Genomic DNA, 24,278 nt, shown 5'->3' with positions numbered 1-24,278 from the left:
GCTGCCGGTGACGGCGGCCTTGACCTCGCTGGGCGTGTGCAGTGCGACGGGGAGGCCGCGGCGCGAGGCGCAGAGCATGGCGACCGCGCTGGCCTGGGCCGTACCCATGACCGTCCGCACATTGTGCTGGGCGAACACCCGCTCCACCGCGACGAGTTCGGGCCGGTGCTCGTCGAGCCAGGACTCTATGCCCCGCTCGATGGCGACCAGGCGCTCACCGGTCTCCGCGTCGGAGGGCGTACGGACCACGCCCACACCGAGCATCGTCAGCGGCCGGCCCGCGGCGCCCTCGACCACGCCGACACCGCACCGGGTCAGTCCGGGGTCAATGCCCAGCACCCGCATCGCGCCCTCCCCCTCGCTCAGTTGTTCGCGCTGATCAGCACAGTATCGGTCGCCACCGACAACGCGACGGGCCGACGGAGGTGTGTCCCCCGTCGGCCCGTCGGCTGAAGCCCCGTCAGGCACCGGTCCCGCGGACCGGCGACCTTGTCGGGCATGGCCCGGTCAGGCGTCGACCTTCTCCATGACGTCGTCGGAGACATCGAAGTTGGCGAAGACGTTCTGCACGTCGTCGCTGTCCTCCAGCGCGTCGATCAGCTTGAAGATCTTGCGCGCGCCCTCCTCGTCCAGCTCGACCTGCATGGTCGGGACGAAGTTGGCCTCGGCGGAGTCGTAGTCGATCCCGGCCTCCTGGAGCGAGGTGCGGACCGCGACCAGGTCGGTGGCCTCGCTGAGCACCTCGAAGGACTCACCGAGGTCGTTGACCTCCTCGGCGCCCGCGTCCAGCACGGCGCCCAGCACATCGTCCTCGCCCAGCTCGCCCTTGGGCACGATCACGACGCCCTTGCGGTTGAACAGGTAGGAGACGGAGCCGGGGTCGGCCATCGAGCCGCCGTTACGGGTCATGGCGACGCGTACGTCGGAGGCCGCGCGGTTGCGGTTGTCGGTGAGGCACTCGATCAGCACGGCGACACCGTTGGGGCCGTAGCCCTCGTACATGATCGTCTCGTAGTCGGCGCCACCGGCCTCCAGACCGGCGCCGCGCTTGACGGCCGAGTCGATGTTCTTGTTCGGCACCGAGCTCTTCTTGGCCTTCTGGATGGCGTCGAAGAGGGTCGGGTTGCCGTCGATGTCGGCGCCGCCGGTACGGGCCGCCACCTCGATGTTCTTGATCAGCTTCGCGAAGAGCTTGCCGCGCTTGGCGTCGATCACGGCCTTCTTGTGCTTCGTCGTAGCCCATTTAGAGTGGCCGGACATCTGCCTGTCTCCTTCGCGTAACCGGTTCTGCCTCTGCTCGGCAGAGATCCTACCGGGACGAGCACACGCGCCGTCCCGGCCACCTTCCCTGGAGCGCGGCTCCGCGCCCCGGGAGCCGTGACGTGCGTGCGTCGGGTCGTCAGGTACCGGCTTCGCGCACCAGGTCCGTGAAGTAGCGGTGCAGCCGGTGGTCGCCGGTGAGTTCCGGGTGGAACGACGTCGCCAGCGCGTTGCCCTGCCGTACGGCGACGACATGGCCGCCGTACTCGGCGAGCACCTGGACCTCCGCGCCGACCGATTCGACCCAGGGCGCCCGGATGAAGACGCCCTCGACAGGACCGCCCTCCACACCGGCGACCTCGACGGCCGCCTCGAAGGACTCGTTCTGACGGCCGAAGGCGTTGCGGCGGACGATCATGTCGATACCGCCCACGGTCTCCTGGCCGGAGCGCGGATCGAGGATCTTCTCCGCGAGCATGATCATTCCGGCGCAGGTGCCGTACACGGGCATTCCGGCCCGTACGCGCGCCCTCAGCGGCTCCAGCATCCCGAAGAGCGCGGCCAGCTTCGACATCGTCGTGGACTCGCCGCCGGGGATCACCAGGCCGCCGACCTCGGCGAGCTCCTCCGGGCGGCGGACGGTCCTGGCCACGGCGTCCGTCGCGGCCAGCGCGGCGAGGTGTTCCCGGACGTCACCCTGGAGCGCCAGGACGCCGATCACCGGGGTGGCGCCGGTCACGGGACTGCTCAGGGGGCTCATGGAGCGTTACCAGCCGCGCTTCGCGTAGTGCTCGGACTCCGGCAGGGTGTCGATGTTGATGCCGACCATGGCCTCGCCCAGATTCCGGGACGCGTCCGCGATGATCTTCGGGTCGTCGTAGAAGGTGGTGGCCTTCACGATGGCGGCGGCACGCCTGGCCGGGTCGCCGGACTTGAAGATGCCGGATCCGACGAAGACGCCCTCGGCGCCGAGCTGGCGCATCAGAGCCGCGTCGGCGGGGGTGGCGACACCGCCGGCGGAGAAGAGCACCACGGGCAGCTTGCCGAGCGCGGCGACCTCCTTGACGATCTCGTACGGCGCGCGCAGCTCCTTGGCGGCGGCGTACAGCTCGTTGTTGTCGAAGCCGCGGAGCCTCGCGATCTCGTTCTTGATCTGACGGAGATGACGCACCGCCTCGACGACGTTGCCGGTGCCGGCCTCGCCCTTGGAGCGGATCATGGCCGCGCCCTCGGCGATCCGGCGCAGGGCCTCGCCCAGATTGGTGGCGCCGCAGACGAAGGGCGTGGTGAAGGCCCACTTGTCGGAGTGGTTGACCTCGTCGGCCGGGGTCAGCACCTCGGACTCGTCGATGTAGTCCACGCCGAGGGACTGGAGGACCTGTGCCTCCACGAAGTGGCCGATCCGGGACTTGGCCATGACCGGGATCGAGACGGCCTCGATGATGCCCTCGATCATGTCCGGGTCGGACATCCGGGCGACACCGCCGTCCTTGCGGATGTCGGCGGGGACGCGCTCCAGCGCCATCACCGCGACCGCGCCCGCGTCCTCGGCGATCTTCGCCTGGTCCGGTGTGACGACATCCATGATCACGCCGCCCTTGAGCTGCTCGGCCATACCGCGCTTGACGCGCGCGGTGCCGGTCTCGGCGGACTGAGTGGTGGTGGGGAGCGTGGTGGACACGAATTCGACCTCACTGGCTGACGGGCCGGCCGGCTGTGTGGCCGCCTGGCTGAAAAGGGCGGAGAAACCGCACGCACAGGTAACGCCTCGGGAGCAGTCCACAGCAAGGGCCAATGAACAGCCGGTGGATCGTTCTCGTCGTGGATTCGTCCCGGTTCCGGGGCACCCCGGTGCGCGTCCGCGGGCGCCCGGCGCGTCCCGGTTCACGTCCCCGGGCGTCCCGGTTCGCTTCTGGGGGGTGTCCCGGATCGTGTGAGTCCGCTTCAGGGGCAGTTCGTTCAGGTCGAGGAACCGGGCCGGTCCGCCAGCGCGACGGGCGGCTCGTCGTCCATCTCGAAGGCGAGCGGGAACGGAGCGTGTCCGGCGAGCCTGAACCAGCGGACCTTGCGGTGGCGGCGCAGGGCGCGGGCGGCGCGTACGGCGTCGTTGTGGAACCGCCGGGCCATGGGTACGCGCCGTACCGCCGCGGCGAGTTCACCGGCGGCCTCCTCACCCCCGGGAGCCGCCTGTACGGCCTCGACCTGCGCGGCCTCCCCGAACACGGCCCGCAGCGCCTGGCTCAGCTCGCTCTCCGCGACCTCCCGCTGCTCCTCCTCGGCCTGCCGGGCCGCGTGCGCGGCCTCGTACAGCACGATGGACGCGGCGGGATCGAGCACACCGGAGGTCGCCAGCTCCTGGGTGACCGAGGCACGCCGCAGCAGCTGCGCGTCGAGGGCGGCGCGGGCGGCGTCGATACGGGTGTGCAGCCGGTCGAGCCGGCCGGCGGTCCAGCTCAGATAGAGCGCGCAGGCGACGACGGCGACGACGATCCAGATGAGAGTTTCGGTCACACGGGGCAGGCTATCGGGGCGCGCCGGGCGCCCGGACGGGCTGTCGCCCGGCGGGGCCGGCCCCGCCCCGCTCCTTACCGGAACCGGGACGGCCCCCGGCCCCCGTCACCCTCCTACGGAGAACGGCCTCGGAACGCACGGGCATCCGAGCCGGCGCGGGTGCGCGGCTCAGTCCGTCGCCGGGGCGGGGCGTACGGCACGCGGCGCGCGGGACCGGAAGTAGGCCTCGCCCGCGCCGCCCGGGGCGTCGCCGTCCATACGGCGGCGCAGGCGGGCGCGCAGTCCCGTGCGTTCGTCCGCCGCCACCGACGCCGCGCCGTCCGTCACCGTCTCGTACACCGCCAGAATGTCCGCGCCCACCGTCGCCCAGTCGAACCGCCGCACATGCGCGCTCCCCCGCTCGCGCAGCGCCTCGCGCCGCTCCGCGTCGCCCAGCAGCCGTACCGCCGCTCCCGCCAGCGCGTCCGCGTCCTCGTTGGTGAACAGTTCGCCCGCCGCTCCCTGGTCCAGCACCTGCGCGAACGCGTCCAGATCGCTCGCCAGCACCGCCGCGCCCGCCGACAGCGCCTCGACGAGGATGATGCCGAAGCTCTCCCCGCCCGTGTTGGGCGCGACGTACAGATCGATGCTGCGCAGCAGCCGCGCCTTGTCCTCGTCGCTCACCATCCCGAGGAACTCGACCCGCGCGCGCATCTCCTTGGGAAGCGACTCGACCGCTTCCTTCTCGTCACCGCGTCCGGCCACCAGCAGCCGGGTCTCGGGATAGACCGCGAGGATCTTCGGCAGGGCCCTCATCAGCACCGGCAGTCCCTTGCGGGGCTCGTCGATGCGACCGATGAAGCCGATCGTGCGGCCCTGCCACGCCGGATTGATCTCGGCCTTGGCGAAGAAGTCGACATCGACACCGTTCGGGATGACCACGGCGTCACCGCCGAGGTGCTCCACCAGCGTGCGCCGCGCGTACTCGCTCACCGCGATCCGCGCGCTGATCTTCTCCAGCGCCGGCTGGAGGATCGGATACGCCGCGATCATCGCCCGCGACCGCGGGTTGGACGTGTGGAACGTCGCGACGATCGGTCCCTGCGCGGCCCAGCAGGTCAGCAGTCCCAGGGAGGGCGAGGTCGGCTCATGGATGTGGATCACGTCGAACGTGCCGTCGTGCAGCCACCGCCGTACCCGCGCGGCCGACAGGAAGCCGAAGTTCAGCCGGGCGACCGAGCCGTTGTACGGCACGGGCACGGCCCGGCCGGCCGAGACGACGTACGGCGGCAGCGGAGTCTCGTCGTCCGCGGGCGCCAGTACGGACACCTCGTGACCGAGCCTGATCAGATGCTCCGCCAGGTCCCTGATGTGGAACTGGACGCCGCCCGGCACGTCCCACGAGTACGGGCAGACGATGCCGATCCTCACCGGGGACTCCCTCCGGAACCGGCCCGCCCGGAGCCGCCCCGCCCCGGACCGGCCTCCTCGGCGCCGGAACCCGCGGCGCCGCTCCGTCCTGGTTCGAGATCCGTGAGCCACAGCCGTTGCAGCATGTGCCAGTCCTCCGGGTGCTCGGCGATTCCGGTGGCGAAGACGTCGGCCACCGCCTGTGTCATCACAGACGTCTTCTCGGCGCGCGTACCTGTCCCGGGAACCTCGATCGCGGGATGCACCCGTCCCCGCATCACCGGTGAATCGTCGTACCAGAGGGTCGCCGGCAGCAGCAGCGCCCCGGTCTGCTGCGCGAGCAGCGCGGGCCCCGCCGGCATCCGGGCCTTCTCCCCGAAGAAGTCGACCTCGACACCGGAGGACGACAGATCGCGGTCGGCGACCAGACAGACCAGGCCGCCGCTCCGCAGCCGCCGCGCGAGCGCGCCGAACGCGGTGCCGCCGGTGTGCGGCAGCACCTCCATGCCCAGGCTCTCGCGGTAGGCGACGAACCGGTCGAACAGGGACTCCGGTCTGAGCCGCTCGGCGACCGTCGTGAACGGCACCCCCTGTCCCCGGGTGAGCCAGGCTCCCGCCAGGTCCCAGTTGGCCAGGTGAGGCAGCGCGAGCACCACACCGCGCCCGGCCGCGAGTCCCTCCGTCAGACAGTGGATGTCCTTGATCTCGACGCTGCCGCTCACCCGCTCCCTGCTCCAGGCGGGCAGCCGGAAGGACTCCATCCAGTACCGCGTGTACGAGCGCATCCCGGCCCGGGACAGCTCCGCCAGCCGTTCGGGCCCGGCGTCCGGCACCACGCGCGCCAGATTGGACTCCAGCCGCAGCACGCTCGCGCCGCGCCGCCTCCAGACGGTGTCCGCGACGGTCCGGCCGAGTGCCTTGGCCACGGGCTCGGGGAGCCTCTTGACGGTGCTCCAGCCCAGTCCGTACAGGGAGTCGGTCAGCCGCTCGCCCACACCGCTCATGACGCGCTCCCGCTGCCCCGCGGGGTGCTCCCGGAGCTTCCCGGACCGGTGGTGCCGGAACCGGCGGCGGCGTCGGCCTCGGCGGACTCCCGCCGTACGGTGACGACCCGCTGGCCGAGCGTCACCACACTGCCCGCGGCCACGATCCACAGCGCGATCGGCAGCAGGATGCCGATCCCCGGCACACCGAAGGCGTGCAGCCCTGCCAGACCGGCCGCGACCAGCGAGATCACCAGCCGCTCCGCCCTCTCGACCAGCCCGTTGACCGCGACGGGCAGCCCGATGGACTCGCCGCGCGCCTTGGTGTACGAGACGACCTGGCCGCTCGCCAGACAGAAGATCGCGACGGCGCACAGCGCGTTGCTGTCGCCGTTGCCCGCGTACCAGAGCGCGAACCCGGCGAAGATCGCGCCGTCGGCGACCCGGTCCAGCGTCGAGTCGAGGAAGGCGCCCCAGCGGCTGGAGATTCCCGCCTGCCTGGCCATGTTCCCGTCGACCAGGTCGGAGAAGACGAAGACGGTGATCACGATCGTGCCCCAGAAGAACTCCCCGCGAGGGAAGAAGACCAGCGCGCCCGCCATCACTCCGGCCGTGCCGATGAGCGTGACGGCGTCCGGACTCACTCCGCGCCGGAGCAGAAACGCGGCGAACGGTGTGAGGACACGCGTGAAGAATGCACGCGCGTACTTGTTCAGCATGGCCTTCCCGAGGTTCGGTGGGCCGAGCGGCCCCGACGGCCACCGGCTGGGCCCTGTCCGGCCGCTCTTCGCGGGCCCGTGGCACCGCGGTGGCATCCGTCGCTTCGCCGGAGACGTCGGAGTCGTCCAGTACCTTCCAGTACGTGCACGATCCTCCGCCTCGCGATGCCCCCGCGGCCTCACGGCAACGGGAGGTACCCCCTCCACCAGGCGCCACGGCAGACCACGAGGACCGGCCGGACAGGACCGGGCCCATCGTAGCCACGACCCCCACACCGTACCGCCGGGCACCCGCGCCATGTCTCCGCGTACGACGTATGGACGCACCATGGCCGGAGTGCGAAGCTCGAAGGACCACCGCGGGCGTCGCCGGAGCCGCCGCGGCGGCTCCCCCGGCCCGCGCCTCTCTCCAATCTCCTCACCGCGATCGACCGGGAGGCGGGAATCATGGGCGACAAGGCGCACACACACCCCGGGGCCGCCGGCAGGGCAGTGACGGCCGACCGGCCCGCGTCCGTACGGAACGTGGTGCTGGTCGGCCACAGCGGATCGGGCAAGACCACGCTCGTCGAGGCTCTCGCGCTCACCGCGGGAGCGGTGAACCGGGCGGGCCGGGTCGAGGACGGCGGCACGGTCTCCGACCACGACGAGATCGAGCACCGCCGGCAGCGTTCCGTACAGCTCTCACTCGTCCCGCTGGAATGGGACGGCTACAAGATCAATCTGCTGGACACCCCCGGCTACGCCGATTTCGTCGGGGAGCTGAGGGCCGGTCTGCGGGCGGCGGACGCGGCCCTCTTCGTGGTGTCGGCCGCCCAGGAGGCGGAGGCCGTGGCCGGTGCCACGCGTACCGTGTGGGAGGAGTGCGCCGCCGTCGGTATGCCGCGCGCGATCGTCGTCACGCATCTCGACACGGCGCGCACCGGCTTCGACGGGATGACCCGGCTCTGCGCCCGGATCTTCGGCGGTGACGATCCCGACGCCGTAGTGCCGCTGTATCTGCCGGTGCACGGCCCGGAGGGCCCTGACGGACACGCGCCGGCCACCGGACTCGTCGGGCTGCTCTCGCGGCGGATCCTCGACTACTCCGCCGGGGAGCGCCGGGAGAAGCCGCCCGGTCCCGGTGAGCTGCCGCTGATCGAGGAGGCACGCGACCGGCTGATCGAGGGGATCATCGCCGAGAGCGAGGACGAGACGCTCATGGACCGCTATCTGGGCGGCGGCGAGATCGACCTCGGGACGCTGATCGGCGATCTGGAGAAGGCGGTGGCGCGCGGCATCTTCCATCCGGTGCTCGCGGCGGCCCCGGCGCCGCCCGGCGGCCGGCAGGGTCTGGGCACGGTCGAACTGCTCGATCTGGTCACCGGCGGCTTCCCGAGCCCGTTGGAGCGCCCGGCTCCGGAGATCACCACTCCGCAGGGCACCCCGCGTCCCGGCATCGGCTGCGACCCCCGGGGCCCGCTGGTCGCCGAGGTGGTCAGGACCGCCTCCGATCCGTATGTCGGCAGGATCTCGCTCGTACGGGTCTTCTCGGGCACGCTGCGGCCGGACGAGCTGGTGCATGTGTCGGGCCACGGTCTCACCGACCGGGGCCACGAGGACCACGACGTCGAGGAGCGGACCGGCGCCCTGTCCTCGCCGTTCGGCAGACAGCAGCGCGTGATGGGCCACTGCGTCGCCGGAGATCTGGCCTGTGTCGGGAAACTCTCCGCCGCGGAGACCGGCGACACCCTCTCCGCCCCGGACGATCCGCTGCTGATGAAGCCCTGGACCATGCCCGATCCGCTGCTGCCGCTGGCCGTCCAGGCCCACAGCAAGGCGGACGAGGACAAGCTGTCGCAGGGGCTCGCCCGGCTGGTGGCGGAGGACCCGACGATGCGGCTGGAACACAATCAGGAGACCCGTCAGGTGGTGCTCTGGTGTCTGGGCGAGGCGCACATGGATGTCGCGCTGGAGCGGCTGCGCACACGCTACGGCGTGCAGGTCGACGCCGTGCCGTTCAAGGTCGCGCTCCGGGAGACCTTCGGCGGGAGCTCGGCGGGGCGCGGCCGGCAGGTGAAACAGTCCGGCGGCCACGGCCAGTTCGCGATCTGCGAGATCGAGGTGGATCCGCTGCCGCCCGGCTCCGGTGTGGAGTTCGTCGACAAGGTGGTCGGCGGCGCGGTGCCCCGGCAGTTCGTCGCGTCCGTGGAGAAGGGTGTACGGGCCCAGGCCGCGCGCGGCGTCGCGGCGGGCCGTCCGCTGGTCGACATCCGGGTCACCCTGCTCGACGGGAAGTCCCATTCGGTGGACTCCTCCGACGCCGCGTTCCAGACGGCGGGCGCGCTGGCGCTGCGCGAGGCGGCCGTCGAGGCGTCGATCCATCTGCTGGAGCCGGTCGCCGAGGTACGGGTCCTCGTCCCGGACGAGTACGTGGGACCGGTGATGAGCGATCTCTCGGGACGGCGCGGCCGGGTGGTCGGCACCGAACAGGCCGGTCCCGGAAGGACCTTGGTGCTGGCCGAGGTGCCGGAGCTGGAGATCGGGCGGTACGCGGTGGACCTGCGGTCGGTCACCCATGGCACCGGCCGCTTCAGCCGCTCGTACGCCCGCCACGAGCCGGTGCCGCCGACGGTCGCGGACCGGCTCCGCGAACAGGAGGGCGATCTCGCCCAGTTGGCGCCCCGTTGACGCGTGGTCACGCGGATGCCTGGTCAGGTCGATACGCAGTTGATATGCGGGTGGCCGAAGAGAGCCACTCCCCTGACGCGGACGCCGTCGCCCGGTTACGCTGTGGTGCCCAGCTCAGCACGTGTGCGGGGCGCGCGGGCCGGGTACAGGTCGCGGCAGCGGATCTTGCGGCGAGGGGGCGGCAGTGGCGGACAACGGATTCGACTTCAGCCCGGGGGCACAGGTCCCGCTCCAGGGAGGGGCCGGACAGGACCCGGCGACGAACGCGCTCGCCTCGGCCTCCTATCGGGACACCCCGATGGAAGAGATCCTCAAGGCCGACAACGACGTGCACAAGTCCTCGGTGACCAAGGGCAGGTTCACGCTCTTCGAGCCCAATCTGGGCGAGGCGTTCGCGCGGGCCATCCAGCTCCGTACGCTCGGCGGCGGCCGGAAGCCGCTCATCCAGTCCTTCGGCATGGAGCCGCAGTTCGTGGTGCTGCACGCCCTGGCGGCGAACCGGATCCGCAAGGACCGCGATGTGAAACTCACCGTCGTGACCGCGGTGTTCGGGCTGCTCTTCCTGCCCGGGCTGCTGGTCTGGCTGGGAGTCTTCCAGATCCGCCGTACCCTCGCGGGCTCCAAGGACCGGCGGTCGGGGCTGATCGGCACGGGCCTGCTGCTCGGTGTGGGCCTGCTGGCGGTGATCCTGATGCTGCGGCTGCCGTTCGACGGCGTCGTCGGCTGGTATGTGCGCGGCATGATCGTCGCTCCTGTCATCGGCTGGCTGCTGGCCAGGCGGATCTGTGAGTCCACCGCCAAGGATCTGCGCGCCCGCTGGTCCGATCTCCTCGCCGGCGGAGGTCTCGGCGCCAAGGTCCCCGAAGCGGTCCCCGGCAATCCCGGCGACGCGACACGGGAAGCGGTGCGCCAGGGCATCGAGAACCTCACGGCCGAGCAGAACTCCAACGTCGTCTTCTACGCCGGCCCCAAGGGCATACTCGGCATGGGCACCCGCTGGGGAAGCTGGCAGCTCGCCGAGGCCCTGGTGCCCAAGGATCCGACCAAGGAGATCCACCAGTTCCGCAGTTACGACGTGATACGGGCGATCCACGACCAGCTCAAGCTGCTGGAGCGCGGTCCGATCAACTCCGGTGGATTTCCGCCCCCTTCGGTCAAGCACTGGATCGTCTCGCCCGTCGCCGAGGGCGCCGGCGCGGTGTCCAGGCCCGAGGGCCAGGACGTGGAGGCATATCAGGTCAAGCCGCACGAGATACAGCGGATCTGCAACCACCAGCAGTTCGGCGCCGGCAACCGCCACTATCTCGGGGTGCAGTTCGTCCTCTGGGACGGGCAGCTCGTGATCACCATGATGATCACGGTCACCGTGCTGCACGAGACCCTGCGGATCGAGGTCTCCGGCCATGCCCTGGGACCGATGCACGGGTTCTTCTCCTCGGGGCCGTCCGCCAAGACCGTGAGCCGGCCCAAGACCGTCCGGTTCTGGGAAACCACCTCACGGACGCTGCCCCTGGTCGAGCCGAAGGAAGCGGTCCGGCTCGCGGTGCGCGCGCCCTTCACCTGGTATCCGCCGATCCTCGAATTCCTCGGTGGCAAGATCGCGCTGCCCGAGCCGTTCGGTCTGCGGCATGCCTGGGCCGATCACCCGTGGAAGCACCGCTTCATGGCCGATGACGCGATGCGCGCCGCCACCCCCGTCCTGCGCGTGGCGCACAAGGCGGCGCTGCGTGTGCTGGACGAGCACGGCGTGGACACGTCGGGCTTCAGCAGCCGGGCGGCCTCGCTCTTCGGCTCGGTGCAGGACCCGTCGCCGAAGCGGGTCGACGCGTACGACGCGTAGGCGGTACGGGACGGGAGCCGCGCGGCGGGTGGACGGGACCGCCGCCGCGCGGACCATGACCCGCGTGCGGGCCACGGCTCGCGCGGTGGCGGCCCGCGGCCAGGGCTCCGCGGCTACGGTTCTATGGGTGCCGGCGGTACGGGCCAGGCGTTGGCCAGCATCGTGCGCGTCTCGGCGAGCAGCTGCGGAAGCACCCGCGTATGCCCGACGACCGGCATGAAGTTGGTGTCGCCGCCCCAGCGCGGGACCACATGCTGGTGGAGATGCGCGGCGATCCCTGCCCCCGCCGCGGCGCCCTGGTTCATCCCGATGTTGAACCCGTGCGCCCCCGAGGCGGTACGGAGCGCGGTCATCACGTGCTTGGTGAAGAGGGCGAGCTCGGCGGTCTCCGCCTCGTCCAGATCGGTGTAGTCGGCCACATGACGGTAGGGAACGATCATGGAGTGGCCGCCGTTGTAGGGATAGAGGTTGAGCACCGCGTACACCCGCTCGCCACGCGCCACGACCAGCCCGTCCTCGTCGGACTTGGCCGGGATGGAGCAGAAGGGACAGCCGTCCTCGGCGCCCGGCCCGGTGGGCTTGTTCTCACCCTGGATGTAGGCCATCCGATGAGGCGTCCACAGGCGCTGGAACGCGTCCTGGGTCCCCACTCCGATCTGCTGCTCCGGCTCACTCGTCATGCTGTGCAGCATATGACTTCGCCCCCGTGAAGCGTGTCGCCGGGCCCTGACCCGACGGGCCCCGACGATGCTGGGGCGATGCATGTCCGGAACGCATCCGACCGGCTGCTCCGCTGGGAGCGCCGCATGGATCTGCCGCTGTTCGTGGGCTCGCTGCTCTTTCTCGCCTGTTACGCGGTACATGTCCTGCTCCGTGACATCGCCCCGCCCTGGCACGATCTCGCAGTCGGGCTGGCCCTGTTGATCTGGGCGGTCTTCCTGCTGGACTACGCGGTACGGATACTGCTCAGCGGCGAGGGCGCCCGGTTCGGCGAAGCCCCCGGAAGGCTGACGCGCCTCCCGGGGGCTTCGCCGTACGCAAACGCGTCACACCTGGACGCGGCGCTCCACCACATCGACCAGCTTCGCCAGCGCCTGGTCGCGCGGGATGCCGTTCTCCTGCGATCCGTCGCGGTAGCGGAAGGACACCGTGCCCGCCTGCATGTCCTCGTCACCGACGATGATCATGAAGGGCACCTTCTGCCGCTGCTGGTTCCTGATCTTCTTCTGCATGCGGTCCGAGGACGCGTCCACCTCGACGCGCAGGCCCTTGCGCTTCGCCTCCGCCGCGAACTCCTGGAGGTACGGCACATGGGCGTCGCCGACCGGGATGCCCACCGCCTGCACCGGCGCCAGCCAGGCCGGGAACGCGCCCGCGTAGTGCTCCAGCAGCACCGCGAAGAACCGCTCGATCGAGCCGAACAGCGCACGGTGGATCATCACGGGACGCTGCTTGGAGCCGTCCGGCGCGGTGTATTCGAGATCGAAGCGGTCCGGCAGGTTGAAGTCGAGCTGGATGGTGGACATCTGCCAGGTACGGCCGATGGCGTCCCGCGCCTGCACCGAGATCTTGGGACCGTAGAACGCGGCACCGCCCGGGTCGGGGGTCAGCGGCAGGCCCTGCTTCTCGGCCACCTTGCGCAGTACCTCGGTGGCCTCCTCCCACGCGTCGTCCGAGCCGACGAACTTGGTCTCGTCCTTGGTCGACAGCTCCAGGTAGAAGTCGGTCAGACCGTAGTCACGGAGCAGGTTCAGCACGAACGTCAGCGTCGAGTCCAGCTCGTCCGCCATCTGTTCACGGGTGCAGTAGATGTGCGCGTCGTCCTGGGTGAACCCGCGCGCCCGCGTCAGACCGTGCACCACGCCCGACTTCTCGTACCGGTACACCGTCCCGAACTCGAAGAGGCGCAGGGGCAGTTCGCGGTAGGACCGGCCCCGGGCGTCGAAGATCAGGTTGTGCATCGGGCAGTTCATGGGCTTGAGGTAGTAGTCCACGCCCTCGTCGAGCTGCATGGGCGGGTACATGCCGTCGGCGTACCAGTCGAGGTGCCCGGACTTCTCGAACAGGGCGCCCTTGGTGGCGTGGGGGGTGTAGACGAACTCGTACCCCTCCTCCTCGTGCCGCCGCCGCGAGTAGTCCTCCATGGCCCGGCGGACGACACCGCCCTTGGGGTGGAAGACCGCGAGACCGGAGCCGATCTCCTCCGGGACGGAGAAGAGGTCCAGTTCACTGCCGAGTTTGCGGTGGTCGCGCTTCTCGGCCTCGGCGAGGAACTCCAGATGTGCCTTCAGCTCTTCCTTCGACGGCCACGCGGTGCCGTAGATGCGCTGGAGCTGCTTGTTCTTCTCGCTGCCCCGCCAGTACGCCGACGCGTTCCGCATGAGCTTGAACGCCGGGATGTTGCGGGTGGTGGGCAGGTGCGGGCCGCGGCACAGATCACGCCAGCACAGCTCGCCCGTCTTGGCGTCCAGGTTGTCGTAGATGGTCAGCTCGCCGCCGCCCACCTCGACATCCGCGCCGTCCTCGTTCGAGGCGGAGCCCTTGAGACCGATCAGTTCCAGCTTGTACGGCTCGTCGGCGAGCTCCTCGCGGGCCGCCTCGTCGGTGACGACGCGCCGCGAGAACCGCTGGCCGCGCTTCTGGATCTCCTGCATCTTCTTCTCGATGGCCTTGAGGTCATCGGGGTGGAAGGGGGCGGCCACGTCGAAGTCGTAGTAGAAGCCGTCCCTGACCGGCGGGCCGATACCCAGCTTGGCCTCGGGGAAGAGCTCCTGCACGGCCTGCGCCATGACGTGCGCGGTGGAGTGGCGCAGGATGTTGAGGCCGTCCTCGGAGGAGATCTCGACGGGCTCGACGATCTCGCCCTCGCCCGGTTCGTACGCGAGGTCCTTCAGCTCACCGCCGACGCGCGCGGCGATCACGGTGCGCTCTCCGGCGAACAGCTCGGCCGCCGTAGTGCCCGTCGTCACCACGCGCTCTTCCCGCTCGGAATCGCGTTGGATGATCACACGGACGTCTGACACCGGTCTCTCCTGACTCTGGGGCGCGACAGCGGACACTGCGCGTCTGAATCGTACCGAGCCCGGGGGCCCGGCCGCGAAACAGTTGCCGCACGGTGACCGCCGCCGCCTTCGACCACGCCGGCCACCGCCGCCGTCCTCGCCCCGCGTCAGTCGCCGCCGCCGCACGCCTCCTCGAAGTAGTCCAGGTTCTCCTGGAGCGACTTCATCAGCCGGTCGCGCTCCGCCTCGTCCACCTGGACGGGCACCACGTCGCCGGCGTCGGTGAGCCTGCGGAACCCGCCGCGGCTCTCCAGCCTGCCCACCACCCGGATCGGCAGACCGACGAGATGCGCGTGTCCGGCGACGCGGTACGACTCCTCGTCCAGCGCCACCCGTACATGCGGGATCTCCGCCCCGGCGAGGACGCGCAGCCGTACGGATCCCTCGCCGCCGGTACCGGCCCGGCGCATCCGGATCACCGCGCCGGTGATCCGTACCGGTACGGACGGCTCGTCGCGCAGATAGCGCCTGCCCGCCTCGCGCAGCGCGGGCAGGTCGCCGGGCGAGAACTCCACCGGCTCGGGACGGGCGGCGCACCCCTCGGGCACCCCGGCGCCCGGTGCCCAGGCCAGGGCGACCCGGGCGCCCTCCGTTCCCCGCACGAGCGCCACCAGCGCCTCGGTCAGCTCCCGGCTCACTCCGGCCTCCACCGCGGAGTCGAACGCCTCCATGCCTCCGGTGGCCCGCTGGTAGTCGGCCGCCTCGCGGGCCGCGGAGAGCGCGTGATGGAGCTGTACGGCGACGGCCCGGCCGCTCGTCACCGGCAGGAACGCGGTCAGCTCGCGTCCGCCCGGCGCCGGTCCGACCAGCACGCCGCCCAGCGAGTCCTGGGCCTGCCGGCGATGGCGCGCCCCGTGGTAGCCCGCCCTGCCCCGTACGGCGAGGGCCCCGGCGAGCAGAAGCTGCCTCGCCGCCGTGCGGAGCTGTTCCTGTACGGTCCACTCCGCGGCGCCGGAGGGACCCGGTGGCACATCGCGCCACCAGCGGATCTCGTCGCTGGGTACGGCGAGCCCGACGAGCACCTCGCGCGCCGAGGGAGCAGCGCTGCGCGCGAGCGCCGTGAGGGCCTCGGCGAGCAGGTCCTCGCAGTCGGGAAAGGCCCGGCTCTCGGGGACGAGCAGGCTCGTACCGCGCGCGCCCGGCCCCGGTGGCGTCCAGCGGGCATAGCGCCCGGGGGCGCCGCCGCGCCGCCGCCAGCCGTGTCGGGCGAGCAGCGCGCCGAGGACGGCGGGATCGATCCTGGTGGGATCCGGTTCCGAGGCCGCTCCTCCGTTCCAGGAGTGGTCACCGGCCAGAAGCTCCGGCTCCGGCATCTCGGTCGGCGACGAGTGGGAACGTACTGGCTCGTCGGACGGCCAACGCATCACGGTCTCCCTCCCGACCCGACACGGGTCATGATCTCGCAGAGCGCCCGGTCGTCGAAGATCCGCGCGGTGGGCACACGCACCGTGGTGCGGTACCGGCCGGTCACCGGATGGCCGGCCAGATTGATCCAGTAGCAGCAGTGTCTGAGGTCCAGCCGGTCATGGCTGGCGCGCAGCCAGTCGTCCTGGCTCCTGGGCACGATCATCACGACCAGGATCTTGTGCACGGAGACCGGAGTGCGGGCGAGCTTGACGAGATGGGCGTTGTCGAGGGTGAAGGAGAAGGCGGGCCCCGACGGGTGCGGGGGTATCTGGTAGGTGCATTTGAGCTGGACTTTTATGGTGACCTCGTCGTCGACGAGATGTCCTGGCGCGCTGTGGCTCACGTGCCAGTCGATGCCGTTGTCGGGAAAGGGCTGGCTGAGTGAGCAGCCCGCCGCGGCGGCGACCGCGTGGAGGTAGCCCACCTGGAGAGTCTCCATGCAGGCGGTGGTGGCGAGCGCTCCGCGCAGCGGTGCCATCCGCTCGGGCAGCAGCCCACCCGGTTCGGGCTTGGCGAGCGCCATGGCTCTGGTGCCTTCCGGGCCGTACCGGTCAGTTGGAGCGACGGGACGTCAACTCACGTGCCCGACACCTGTGTTGTGACCGCACGGAGCACCGCGTAAACGGCGCGTACCGAACGACCTGTCCGGGTATCACCGGTTCGGGCAGTGGTTGGACGCCATCTGCCGCTCAGGCGCGAGGAGTTCGGGGATGACGCGTTGGTATGAGGGACCGTTGGCGGCGTTCGACACCGAGACGACCGGGGTCGATGTCGAGGAGGACCGGATCGTCTCGGCCGCTCTCGTCGTCCAGGACACCGCAGGCGGCAGGCCGCGGGTGACCCGCTGGCTGATAGATCCGGGTGTGCCCGTGCCGCCGGGCGCCACCGAGGTGCACGGTCTGACGGACGACTTCCTGCACCGGAACGGCCGCTGGCCGGCGCCCGCGATCGAGGAGATGGCCAGGGCGCTGGCCGAGCAGTGCGCTGCGGGCCGTCCGCTGGTGGTGATGAACGCGCCGTTCGACCTGACGCTGCTGGACCGTGAGTTACGGCGTCACCGGGCCTCGTCCCTGGCGCGCTGTCTGGAGACCGTTCCGCTCTGTGTGCTGGATCCGCGCGTGCTGGACAAGCACCTGGACCGTTACCGCAAGGGCCGGCGCACACTGACCGATCTGTGCGCCCATTACGAGGTGGAGCTGGACGGAGCCCATGACGCGGCCGTCGACGCGGTGGCGGCACTGGAGGTGGTACGGGCGATCGGCCGCCGGTTCGCGGCGCGGATGGAGCGGCTGAGCGCGGCCGAGCTGCACACGCTCCAGGCGGTCTGGCACGCGGCGCAGGCGCGTGGTCTCCAGGCGTGGTTCTCCCGCAACGGTACGGAGGAGTCGGTGGACCCGGCCTGGCCGCTGCGGCCCGAACTGCCCGCCGCCGCTTGATCACCGACGCGGTCCGTTCGCGAGAGTCCAGGAGCGTCCACGGGTGTTCACGGCGTGCGCCCGTCCGTCCGGAACGCGCGAAGGCCGGTCCGTCGCTGACGGACCGGCCTCTCCCGGTGGGCGATACTGGGTTCGAACCAGTGACCTCTTCGGTGTGAACGAAGCGCTCTCCCACTGAGCTAATCGCCCGGGAACGCACTGAACCATACAGGTCCTCGCGGGTCTCCTCCAAACCGAATGCCGGGTACTCATCCCCGTGCCTGAGTACGGGAGCCCATGGCAGGGCGTGTGACACGGACCACACTCGCCCCTATGAAGAACATGCCGCCACCCGCGCGGGAGCTGGCGATCATCGATCAGGAGCTGGTCCGACTCGACGTACGCAGAGGCCAGTTGCTGGCGCGCCGGGCATATCTGCTGAGTGCGCCGACGCTGCCCGTGCGTCCCGGGGTGCCTCAGGCGTCCCCGCCGGCCTCCCCACCGGTCTCCCCTCCTGCCTCTGCGCCGCCGAGCGCGCAGAATGTGCTGCTCGTCCTCGGCGGAGTGCTGCTGGCGATCGCGGCGATCGCCTTCACCCTGGTGAGCTGGGGCCATCTGGGCATCGGCGGGCGTGCGGCGGTACTGACCGGGGTGACCGTCCTGACGCTCGCGGTGCCCGTGCCGCTGCTGCGCCGGGGCCTGCGCTCGACCGCGGAGGCGGTGGCCGCGCTGGGGCTGGTGCTGACCGTCCTCGACGCGTACGCGCTGTACCGGGTGGCGCTGCCGGGGACGGACGCTCTCGGTTACTCGGCCGCCGCCACCGCCGCGCTCGCCGCGCTCTGGGCCGGATACGGGACGGCTCTGGGCGCCCTGCGCGGTCCGCTGCCCGCGGCCGTGGTGACAGCCCAACTCCCGCTGATCCTCTGGGCGCTGGCCACCGGCTCCAGTGCGCTGACGGTCGCCTGGGCGCTGCTGGTGACGGCGGCGCCGGACACCGCTCTCGCGTTGCGCACGGAGTCCCGTACGGTTCGGTGCTTCGCGGGCGCCGCCGCCGGGACGGCGGCGAGCGGAGCGCTGCTGGTGGCCGGTGAGCTGTCCGTGTCGGCGTGGACGCCCCTGGTCGCGCTGCGTCCGGGCGCACTGCTGCTCACGGCCGCCGCCGCGGGGCTCTTCGTGGCCCGGCGCCACCATGTCCGGTGGGGCGCGGTCGCTCTCGTGTGCGCGGCGGTGGCGGGCCTCGCGGGAATCGCGGCGGTCGGCGGAGTGGTCCGTACGGCCGTACCGGACGGCTGGACCACTCCGGGATATCTGCTGTGCGCCGTCGCTCCGGCGACGGTCCTACGGACACGGCTGCCCCGGCCGCTCGTCCGGGGGCTCGCGGGCGCGGCGGGCCTGGTGGCCGCTCTGTCGGTCCTGTGGGCACTGCCGTCGGTCGCCGTGGCGCTGCTGGGCGAAGTGGCCGCGATCCCCGAGATCTGGACAGGGGTGCCCGCCCCGCCCTGGCCGGGCCGGCCGGCGGCGCCGGTGGTCCTGCTCGCGGTGGCCGGCGCGCTCGCCGCGCAGGCGTACGGTCCGCACCGGGACACGGCGAGCACGGGGGCCAAGGCCGAAGCCGGAATCGGAGCCGAAGCCGGAACCGGCGTCGGCACGCGCGCACGCGCGTTGGCGCTCCGCGGCTCCCTGGCGCTCGGCTGGGCGGGGGTGCTGGTGCTGCCGCTCGCCCTGGAGGCGCCCCGTCCCGTCGCGGTGGCGACGCCGCTGGTCCTGACGGCGATGGCGCTCACGGTGGTCGTGGGCCCGCGCGTCCCCGGGGGCCCGCCGGTGCGGATCACTGCGCTGGTCTGCGCCCTGGCGGGCTCGGTCGCCGGCTCGCTGACATCACTGGGCAGCCGGGCCGCGACCGTGACCGCACTCGCCGTGCTGTCGGCCCTGTTCGCCGGAGCCGCCGTGTCGGCGGTCGCCCGTGCGGTCGCCCGGGCCGGGGAGGGTGCCCGTGTCCGTGGTGCCGACGCGGTCCTGGCCTGTACGGCCGTCGTCTGCACGACCGCGCTGGTGACGGCCTCGTGCGCGGCGGCCGGGCTGTCCGCCGGGGTCACGGCGGTGGCCGTTCTCGCGGTGCCCGCGACGGTGGCGCTGCTGGCCGCCGGGCCGTCCACCCGCCCGGTGGCCGCTCCGATCGAGATCACCGCGTGCGGTGCCGCTCTGCTCGCGGTGGTCCTGGCCTCGGGCCGGGCGCCCGTACTGGCGCTGGTACTCGCGCTGTGCGGAGTGATCGCGGCGGGCACGGCGGTCCGCGCCGGGCGCCGGGCGGTCGCCGGACATACCGCCACGGCACTGTTCGTCCTGGCCGCCTGGGTCCGGCTGGCCGCCTCCGACGTGTCGGTGCCCGAGGCGTACACGCTGCCCGTGACACTCCCCGCGCTCGCCGTGGGGCTGCTGCGGCGCCGGCGCGATCCGGCGGCCTCGTCATGGACGGCGTACGGCCCGGGTCTCGCGGTGACTCTGCTGCCGAGCCTGCTCGCGGCCTGGGGCGATCCCCACTGGTCCCGGCCGCTGCTGCTGGGACTCGCGGCCCTGGCCCTCACCCTCGCGGGTGCCCGGCTGGGCCTCCAGGCGCCGCTGGTCCTGGGCGGTACGGTCCTCGCCCTGGTCGCGCTGCACGAGCTGGCCCCGTATGTCGTACAGGTCGTGGGCGCGCTGCCGCGCTGGCTGCCGCCGGCCCTCGCGGGACTGCTGCTGCTCGCGGTGGGCGCCACCTACGAACAGCGTCTCAAGGACGCCCACAGGGTGCGCCGGAGCCTGGGCCGGATGCGCTGACCGCCGAGCTCCGAGCACCGACCGGAACGACGATGTCCCGGAGACCTGTCGGTCTCCGGGACATCGGTTCCGGGTGGGCGATACTGGGTTCGAACCAGTGACCTCTTCGGTGTGAACGAAGCGCTCTCCCACTGAGCTAATCGCCCGGGCGCACCGCACACATTACCCCATGTCAGCGGCGCTCCACGACGCGTACCGGATCGCCCGGAGCGGGCATCCGGGTCAGTCGTCGATCTTCCAGGGCATGACGATCCCGAACTTCCAGACGTAGACCGCGAGCAGCGCGACGACGATCACCAGACCGATGGTGGTGAGGATCATGTTCCGCCGCCGGACCTTGGGATCGAGCGCCTTCTGGGCCGCCTCCGTCACCTTGCGCCTGGTCCAGTGCAGCACCAGCTGGGCCCAGACGAACTCGGTCGCCCAGATCGCCATCCCGCCGAAGATCGCCAGCCAGCCGGGGCCTGGCAGCACCAGCATGGCGGCGCCCGCCCCGACCACCGCGAGACCGACCAGGAAGACACCGACCTGCCAGCTCAGATGGAGGGCCCGCGACGCCTGGACGAATCGCGGCGCGCGCGAGCCGAGCTCACGCTCCGGGGTGCCTTTCGGGTCCTCCGTCGTCACATCCCCGGCGGCGGCCTCCGGCGCCGCCGGAACGACGACCTGCCCCCGCTCGTCACTCTCCGCATGCATGATTCCCAACCTACCCGAATCGCTCACATCACCGGAATGGCCGTATGACCTGAAGTCACACACCGCTGTACGAGGTACCTGAAGGCGCACAAAAGAGACAGAGGGGTTTACAACGGCACCATAGGTGGCATGTCGAATTCGCCGACGTGCGAATCCCCGAGCGCACACTGAGCGAAAGGCCCTGGCGCTTATGAACACCACGGTCAGCTGCGAGCTGCACCTGCGCCTCGTTGTATCGAGCGAGTCCTCACTGCCTGTACCTGCGGGCCTGCGGTATGACACGGCCGATCCTTATGCCGTGCACGCCACCTTCCACACCGGAGCCGAGGAGACGGTCGAGTGGGTTTTCGCCCGCGACCTTCTCGCCGAGGGGCTGCACAGGCCCACCGGCACGGGCGACGTCCGGGTCTGGCCGTCCCGCAGTCACGGTCAGGGCGTCGTCTGCATTGCTCTGAGCTCCCCGGAGGGAGAAGCGTTGCTCGAGGCCCCGGCGCGGGCCCTGGAGTCGTTCCTCAAAAGGACCGACGCCGCGGTGCCGCCGGGCACCGAGCATCGTCACTTCGACCTCGATACGGAGCTCTCACACATCCTGGCCGAGAGCTGAGCCAGGCAGAGGGCTGCTCGGCGCCGTCCGACTCGGGGAGACGGCGCCGCGCGGACAATCGCATACAGGGAGGACACCGGCGCCGACGCCGCGGAACCCACCGCGACGCCGGCGCCGGTGCGTCGCGCCACGGCCGTGTTCCACGGCGTACACGCTCCATCACCGACCCGTTCGCCGCCCGGCCGCCAGGGGCAGCGGCTAAAGTCAGCGGGATTCGGCGGGCACCGGCCCGCGGCAGGCCAGGGAGCGGATCGTGCTGATTCCCCACGACACCAGGATCGCCCTGGACACCGTCGTCGATCTGGTGAACACCGCGCCGCAGGACGGTACGGGCGGTACGCGGAACGGCACGCCCGACGGCCTCGCGGACATCGAGGGGCTGTACGGCTTCGTACGGAGCCACAGCCTCAGCGGGGTGGGCGACCTCGGCCGGCGCGATCTGCGGGCCGTCCTGGAGGTGCGGACGCGTTTCGCGGAGGTGTTCGCGGCGCCGGACGCGCGCACCGCGGCCGATCTGATCAACCGGCTGGTCGCCGCCGCGGGGACGACGCCGCAGCTCACCGACCACGACGGCTATGACTGGCATGTGCACTACTTCGCGCCCGGGGCCTCGGTCGCCGATCATCTCGCCGCCGACTGCGGGATGGCGCTGGCGTTCATGGTCGTGGCCGGTGAGCAGGAGCGGCTGCGCCGCTGCGAGGCCCCGGACTGCGGGCACGCGTTCGTCGACCTGTCGCGCAACCGCTCTCGGCGCTACTGCGACAGCCGCACCTGCGGCAACCGGCTGCATGTGGCCGCGTACCGGGCTCGCCGCAAGGAAGCGGCCGGCTGAGCCTCACAGCAGGAACAGATCGTGCACCGCTGCCATCAGCAGCAGCGAGCCGATCACCGTCAGGAAGATCATCAACGGCGGCTGAGACAACGCGAAAAGGCAACCGCGCTGCTCATCGGTGGGTACGGGGGTCTCACCCCGGGAGGTATCGAGCATCTCGGGGCGATCATGACGTACCCCGGAACGTGCCAATGACCAACACGCGTTTTCAGCGCGGGAGTTCATCATATTCCGTGGACAAATCCCTGGAACCGCCACCGGAACGGCGCTCACCTGCGATCCTTCCGCGAACACCCGGGCACGGGTCGGGCACGAGCGGGGCTCGGATCGTCGGGGGAAACCGGCGGGAGGCGGCGGCCGGAGGCCGTGCCGTCAGATGCCGTGCTTCTTGAGGATGGCCTCGATGTCGCTGAAGTCGTCGGCGGGCTGTGCCGCGCGCTCCTTGGCCTTCGGCGGCGCGGCAGGACCGCTGCCGGGACCGAGCGAGGGCACGGACGCGGCGGGCTCCACCGCCGCCTGCCGGGCCGACCTGGCCGCCTCCCTGCGCTGCTTGCGCGTCCGGCCGCCGCGCCGCTCGATCGCGCGTGTCGTCAGGAAGAGCAGCCAGGCCACCGCGAGTACACCGAAGCCCAGCCAGGCCACCGGGCTGAAGGCCGTGCCGGCGGCCCACTTCACGATGCCCGTCATCACCAGGGCCACCGGGACCAGCGCGTACGCCAGGATCCGCGCCGCGGCGAGGAACCGCTTGCGATAGGCCGTGATAGCGGCGATGCCCACGCCCGCCGCTGACACCGCAGAGCAAATGGTCTCGGCAATCATCGGTTCCTCCAGGCAGAGCGCTTTGTCGGCCGAACACCTTCCCGTACTCCATCCTGCACCTGACCGCCTGCCCCGGGCCACGGTGAGGCACGGCGTCCGGCGGATCTCGGGGAGAACTGGGGGACGCCGTCCTCCCCAGGTCCCGTCTCCGGCTCCCCTGTCCGGTCCCGGGTCCCGGTTTCGGGCGGGGGTGCCCCGTCCGGGAGACTGGCCCCCATGAGTGAACTCACCACCGCCGGATCCGCCGGACCCGTCGTCCTCGATGTCTGGTTCGATCTCCAGTGCCCGGACTGCCACACCGCCCTGGCGGACCTGAGCGCGCTGCGCGCCCGCTACGGCGACCGGCTGGAGACGCGGCTGCGGCACTTCCCGCTGGAGCGGCACAAGCACGCGTACGCCGCCGCGCAGGCCGTGGAGGAGGCCGCCGATCAGGGCAAGGGCCGCCCCTACGCGGAAGCCCTTCTCGCCAGGACGGCGGAGCTGAACGCCGGGGGCGAGCCCGTGCTGCTGGCGCTCGCGCGCGAGCTGGGTCTGGACGCGGAGGAGTTCGACACCGCCCTGATCGACGGCCGTCATCTGCTGGCCGTCGACGCCGACCAGGCCGAGGGCAAGGCGATCGGTGTGACCGGCACCCCGACCTATGTCATCGACGGCGAGCGCCTGGACGGCGGCAAGGGCCAGGAGGGACTGCGTGCCCGGATCGAGGAGATCGCCGACCGGCTGCTGGCGCGCGAGGGCGCGTAGCGGAGCGCCGGAGCGCCGCAGAAAGGCGGGCGCTCACAGGAGTGGCTTGAAGAAATTGCGCCGGGTCGTCACGTATCCGAGCGATTCGTAGAGCCGGAGCGCCGGGGTGTTGCCCGCGAAGACATGGAGCCCGAGCAGTTCGGAACCGGCCTCCAGGGCGATCCGCTCGGCGTGCAGCATCAGCGCCCTGCCGTACCCCTTGCCGCGCAGGTCCGCCTTCACGGCCACGTCGTACACGTACGAGCCGGACCTGCCGGCGCGCACCTCGCGGGACGCGACCCAGACATGGCCGACGGTGGTTCCGTCGTGGACCAGGACATGCAGTGCGGTGCCGGGGGTGGCCGACCCGCCGGGCAGCAGGTTCCGGTGGCTGGTCTCCGACATGGCGCGGGCCTGCTCGGGCGGCGTGCCGCGCTCGATCCAGCTCTGCGCGTAGCTCTCGACGGCCTGCGCCTCCCAGGCCGCGTACTCCGCCTCGTCCATGGGACGGCCCGCCGTGCCCCGGGGGAG

General features: G+C 71.4%; 22 protein-coding genes, 2 tRNA genes and 1 pseudogene. 7 read left to right on the top strand and 18 right to left on the bottom strand.

Annotation, left to right across the window (positions count from 1 at the left end; all coding sequences use genetic code 11):
• The 8 genes and pseudogenes from BFF77_RS09655 to pgsA all read right to left on the bottom strand — a co-directional run.
• Positions 1-345 (bottom strand): crossover junction endodeoxyribonuclease RuvC (locus tag BFF77_RS09655; protein WP_141698403.1); only part of this gene is annotated, 345 nt, incomplete at its 3' end.
• Positions 346-507: 162 nt separating this feature from the next.
• Entirely contained in the window at positions 508-1,260 is a 753-nt protein-coding gene (locus tag BFF77_RS09650) for a YebC/PmpR family DNA-binding transcriptional regulator (RefSeq protein WP_066946388.1), read from the bottom strand.
• A gap of 139 nt (positions 1,261-1,399) precedes the next feature.
• Positions 1,400-2,020 (bottom strand): pyridoxal 5'-phosphate synthase glutaminase subunit PdxT, encoded by a 621-nt coding sequence (gene pdxT / locus BFF77_RS09645; protein WP_066946385.1) that lies wholly within the window; start codon positions 2,018-2,020, stop codon positions 1,400-1,402.
• A gap of 6 nt (positions 2,021-2,026) precedes the next feature.
• Complete coding sequence (gene pdxS, locus BFF77_RS09640) at positions 2,027-2,941, bottom strand: pyridoxal 5'-phosphate synthase lyase subunit PdxS (RefSeq protein ID WP_066946382.1); 915 nt, start codon at positions 2,939-2,941, stop codon at positions 2,027-2,029.
• A 278-nt stretch (positions 2,942-3,219) separates the two neighbouring features.
• Positions 3,220-3,771: a LemA family protein gene (locus tag BFF77_RS09635; RefSeq protein WP_066946379.1), complete on the bottom strand. Its 552-nt coding sequence runs from the start codon at positions 3,769-3,771 to the stop codon at positions 3,220-3,222.
• Positions 3,772-4,041: 270 nt separating this feature from the next.
• A pseudogene (locus BFF77_RS09630) lies at positions 4,042-5,181 on the bottom strand (glycosyltransferase family 4 protein); the annotation flags it as partial.
• The gene (locus BFF77_RS09625; protein ID WP_066946376.1) at positions 5,178-6,164 is read right to left on the bottom strand and encodes a phosphatidylinositol mannoside acyltransferase; all 987 of its coding nucleotides are present in this window, start codon (positions 6,162-6,164) and stop codon (positions 5,178-5,180) included. The pseudogene BFF77_RS09630 and the gene BFF77_RS09625, both read right to left, overlap by 4 nt.
• Complete coding sequence (gene pgsA / locus BFF77_RS09620; RefSeq protein WP_066946373.1) at positions 6,161-6,862, bottom strand: phosphatidylinositol phosphate synthase; 702 nt, start codon at positions 6,860-6,862, stop codon at positions 6,161-6,163. The genes BFF77_RS09625 and pgsA overlap by 4 nt, the downstream gene beginning before the upstream one ends.
• A 447-nt stretch (positions 6,863-7,309) precedes the next feature.
• Between pgsA and BFF77_RS09615 the strand changes: the two genes are divergently transcribed.
• Positions 7,310-9,532 carry an elongation factor G-like protein EF-G2 gene (locus BFF77_RS09615; RefSeq protein ID WP_066946370.1) on the top strand — a complete coding sequence of 741 codons (2,223 nt, stop codon included), beginning with the start codon at positions 7,310-7,312 and terminating at the stop codon, positions 9,530-9,532.
• Positions 9,533-9,716: 184 nt separating this feature from the next.
• Positions 9,717-11,372 (top strand): hypothetical protein, encoded by a 1,656-nt coding sequence (locus BFF77_RS09610; RefSeq protein ID WP_066946367.1) that lies wholly within the window; start codon positions 9,717-9,719, stop codon positions 11,370-11,372.
• A gap of 113 nt (positions 11,373-11,485) precedes the next feature.
• On the opposite strand, the gene BFF77_RS09605 is transcribed toward BFF77_RS09610, so the two are convergent.
• From BFF77_RS09605 to BFF77_RS09590, 4 genes are all read right to left on the bottom strand, one after another.
• The gene (locus BFF77_RS09605; RefSeq protein ID WP_066946364.1) at positions 11,486-12,064 is read right to left on the bottom strand and encodes an HIT family protein; all 579 of its coding nucleotides are present in this window, start codon (positions 12,062-12,064) and stop codon (positions 11,486-11,488) included.
• Positions 12,065-12,418: 354 nt separating this feature from the next.
• The gene (gene thrS / locus BFF77_RS09600; protein ID WP_066946361.1) at positions 12,419-14,395 is read right to left on the bottom strand and encodes a threonine--tRNA ligase; all 1,977 of its coding nucleotides are present in this window, start codon (positions 14,393-14,395) and stop codon (positions 12,419-12,421) included.
• Between the two features lie 146 nt (positions 14,396-14,541).
• Positions 14,542-15,798, bottom strand: a complete 1,257-nt coding sequence (locus tag BFF77_RS09595; protein WP_425424361.1) for a hypothetical protein — start codon at positions 15,796-15,798, stop codon at positions 14,542-14,544.
• Positions 15,798-16,364 carry a DUF4365 domain-containing protein gene (locus BFF77_RS09590; protein WP_066946359.1) on the bottom strand — a complete coding sequence of 189 codons (567 nt, stop codon included), beginning with the start codon at positions 16,362-16,364 and terminating at the stop codon, positions 15,798-15,800. The genes BFF77_RS09595 and BFF77_RS09590 overlap by 1 nt, the downstream gene beginning before the upstream one ends.
• Positions 16,365-16,551: 187 nt before the next feature.
• Here BFF77_RS09590 and BFF77_RS09585 point away from each other — a divergent pair, with 187 nt between their 5' ends.
• Positions 16,552-17,277: a 3'-5' exonuclease gene (locus tag BFF77_RS09585; protein WP_066946357.1), complete on the top strand. Its 726-nt coding sequence runs from the start codon at positions 16,552-16,554 to the stop codon at positions 17,275-17,277.
• A 117-nt stretch (positions 17,278-17,394) separates the two neighbouring features.
• Here the strand turns inward: BFF77_RS09585 and BFF77_RS09580 are convergent.
• A tRNA-Val gene (locus BFF77_RS09580) sits at positions 17,395-17,466 on the bottom strand.
• Between the two features lie 123 nt (positions 17,467-17,589).
• On the opposite strand from BFF77_RS09580, the gene BFF77_RS09575 reads away from it, so the two are divergent.
• The gene (locus BFF77_RS09575) at positions 17,590-20,073 is read left to right on the top strand and encodes an SCO7613 C-terminal domain-containing membrane protein (RefSeq protein ID WP_066946353.1); all 2,484 of its coding nucleotides are present in this window, start codon (positions 17,590-17,592) and stop codon (positions 20,071-20,073) included.
• A 74-nt stretch (positions 20,074-20,147) separates the two neighbouring features.
• On the opposite strand, the gene BFF77_RS09570 is transcribed toward BFF77_RS09575, so the two are convergent.
• Both BFF77_RS09570 and BFF77_RS09565 read right to left on the bottom strand, forming a co-directional pair.
• Positions 20,148-20,219: transfer RNA gene (locus tag BFF77_RS09570), tRNA-Val, on the bottom strand.
• Positions 20,220-20,295: 76 nt separating this feature from the next.
• Positions 20,296-20,769 (bottom strand): TIGR02611 family protein, encoded by a 474-nt coding sequence (locus BFF77_RS09565; protein WP_066946351.1) that lies wholly within the window; start codon positions 20,767-20,769, stop codon positions 20,296-20,298.
• Positions 20,770-20,959: 190 nt separating this feature from the next.
• Between BFF77_RS09565 and BFF77_RS09560 the strand changes: the two genes are divergently transcribed.
• Both BFF77_RS09560 and BFF77_RS09555 read left to right on the top strand, forming a co-directional pair.
• Positions 20,960-21,373, top strand: coding sequence for an SsgA family sporulation/cell division regulator (locus tag BFF77_RS09560; protein ID WP_003959770.1), 414 nt, complete (start codon positions 20,960-20,962; stop codon positions 21,371-21,373).
• A gap of 253 nt (positions 21,374-21,626) precedes the next feature.
• Positions 21,627-22,205, top strand: a complete 579-nt coding sequence (locus tag BFF77_RS09555; RefSeq protein ID WP_066946348.1) for a CGNR zinc finger domain-containing protein — start codon at positions 21,627-21,629, stop codon at positions 22,203-22,205.
• A 3-nt stretch (positions 22,206-22,208) separates the two neighbouring features.
• Here BFF77_RS09555 and BFF77_RS35125 read toward each other — a convergent pair whose 3' ends face one another.
• Positions 22,209-22,478: a hypothetical protein gene (locus BFF77_RS35125; protein WP_141698402.1), complete on the bottom strand. Its 270-nt coding sequence runs from the start codon at positions 22,476-22,478 to the stop codon at positions 22,209-22,211.
• Positions 22,479-22,577: 99 nt separating this feature from the next.
• Positions 22,578-23,024 (bottom strand): hypothetical protein, encoded by a 447-nt coding sequence (locus tag BFF77_RS09550; RefSeq protein ID WP_066946345.1) that lies wholly within the window; start codon positions 23,022-23,024, stop codon positions 22,578-22,580.
• A gap of 216 nt (positions 23,025-23,240) precedes the next feature.
• Here BFF77_RS09550 and BFF77_RS09545 point away from each other — a divergent pair, with 216 nt between their 5' ends.
• A complete protein-coding gene (locus BFF77_RS09545) occupies positions 23,241-23,768 on the top strand; it encodes a DsbA family protein (RefSeq protein WP_066946342.1) in 528 nt (175 codons plus the stop codon).
• A 33-nt stretch (positions 23,769-23,801) separates the two neighbouring features.
• Here BFF77_RS09545 and BFF77_RS09540 read toward each other — a convergent pair.
• Positions 23,802-24,278, bottom strand: a 477-nt coding sequence (locus BFF77_RS09540) for a GNAT family N-acetyltransferase (RefSeq protein ID WP_141698401.1), incomplete at its 5' end; no start/stop codon positions are given.

The organism is Streptomyces lushanensis (assembly GCF_001700515.1).
Classification (GTDB): Bacteria; Actinomycetota; Actinomycetes; order Streptomycetales; family Streptomycetaceae; genus Streptomyces; species Streptomyces lushanensis.
Note: the sequence above shows the minus strand (reverse complement) of the source record. Positions and strands in the feature narration are given on the sequence as shown.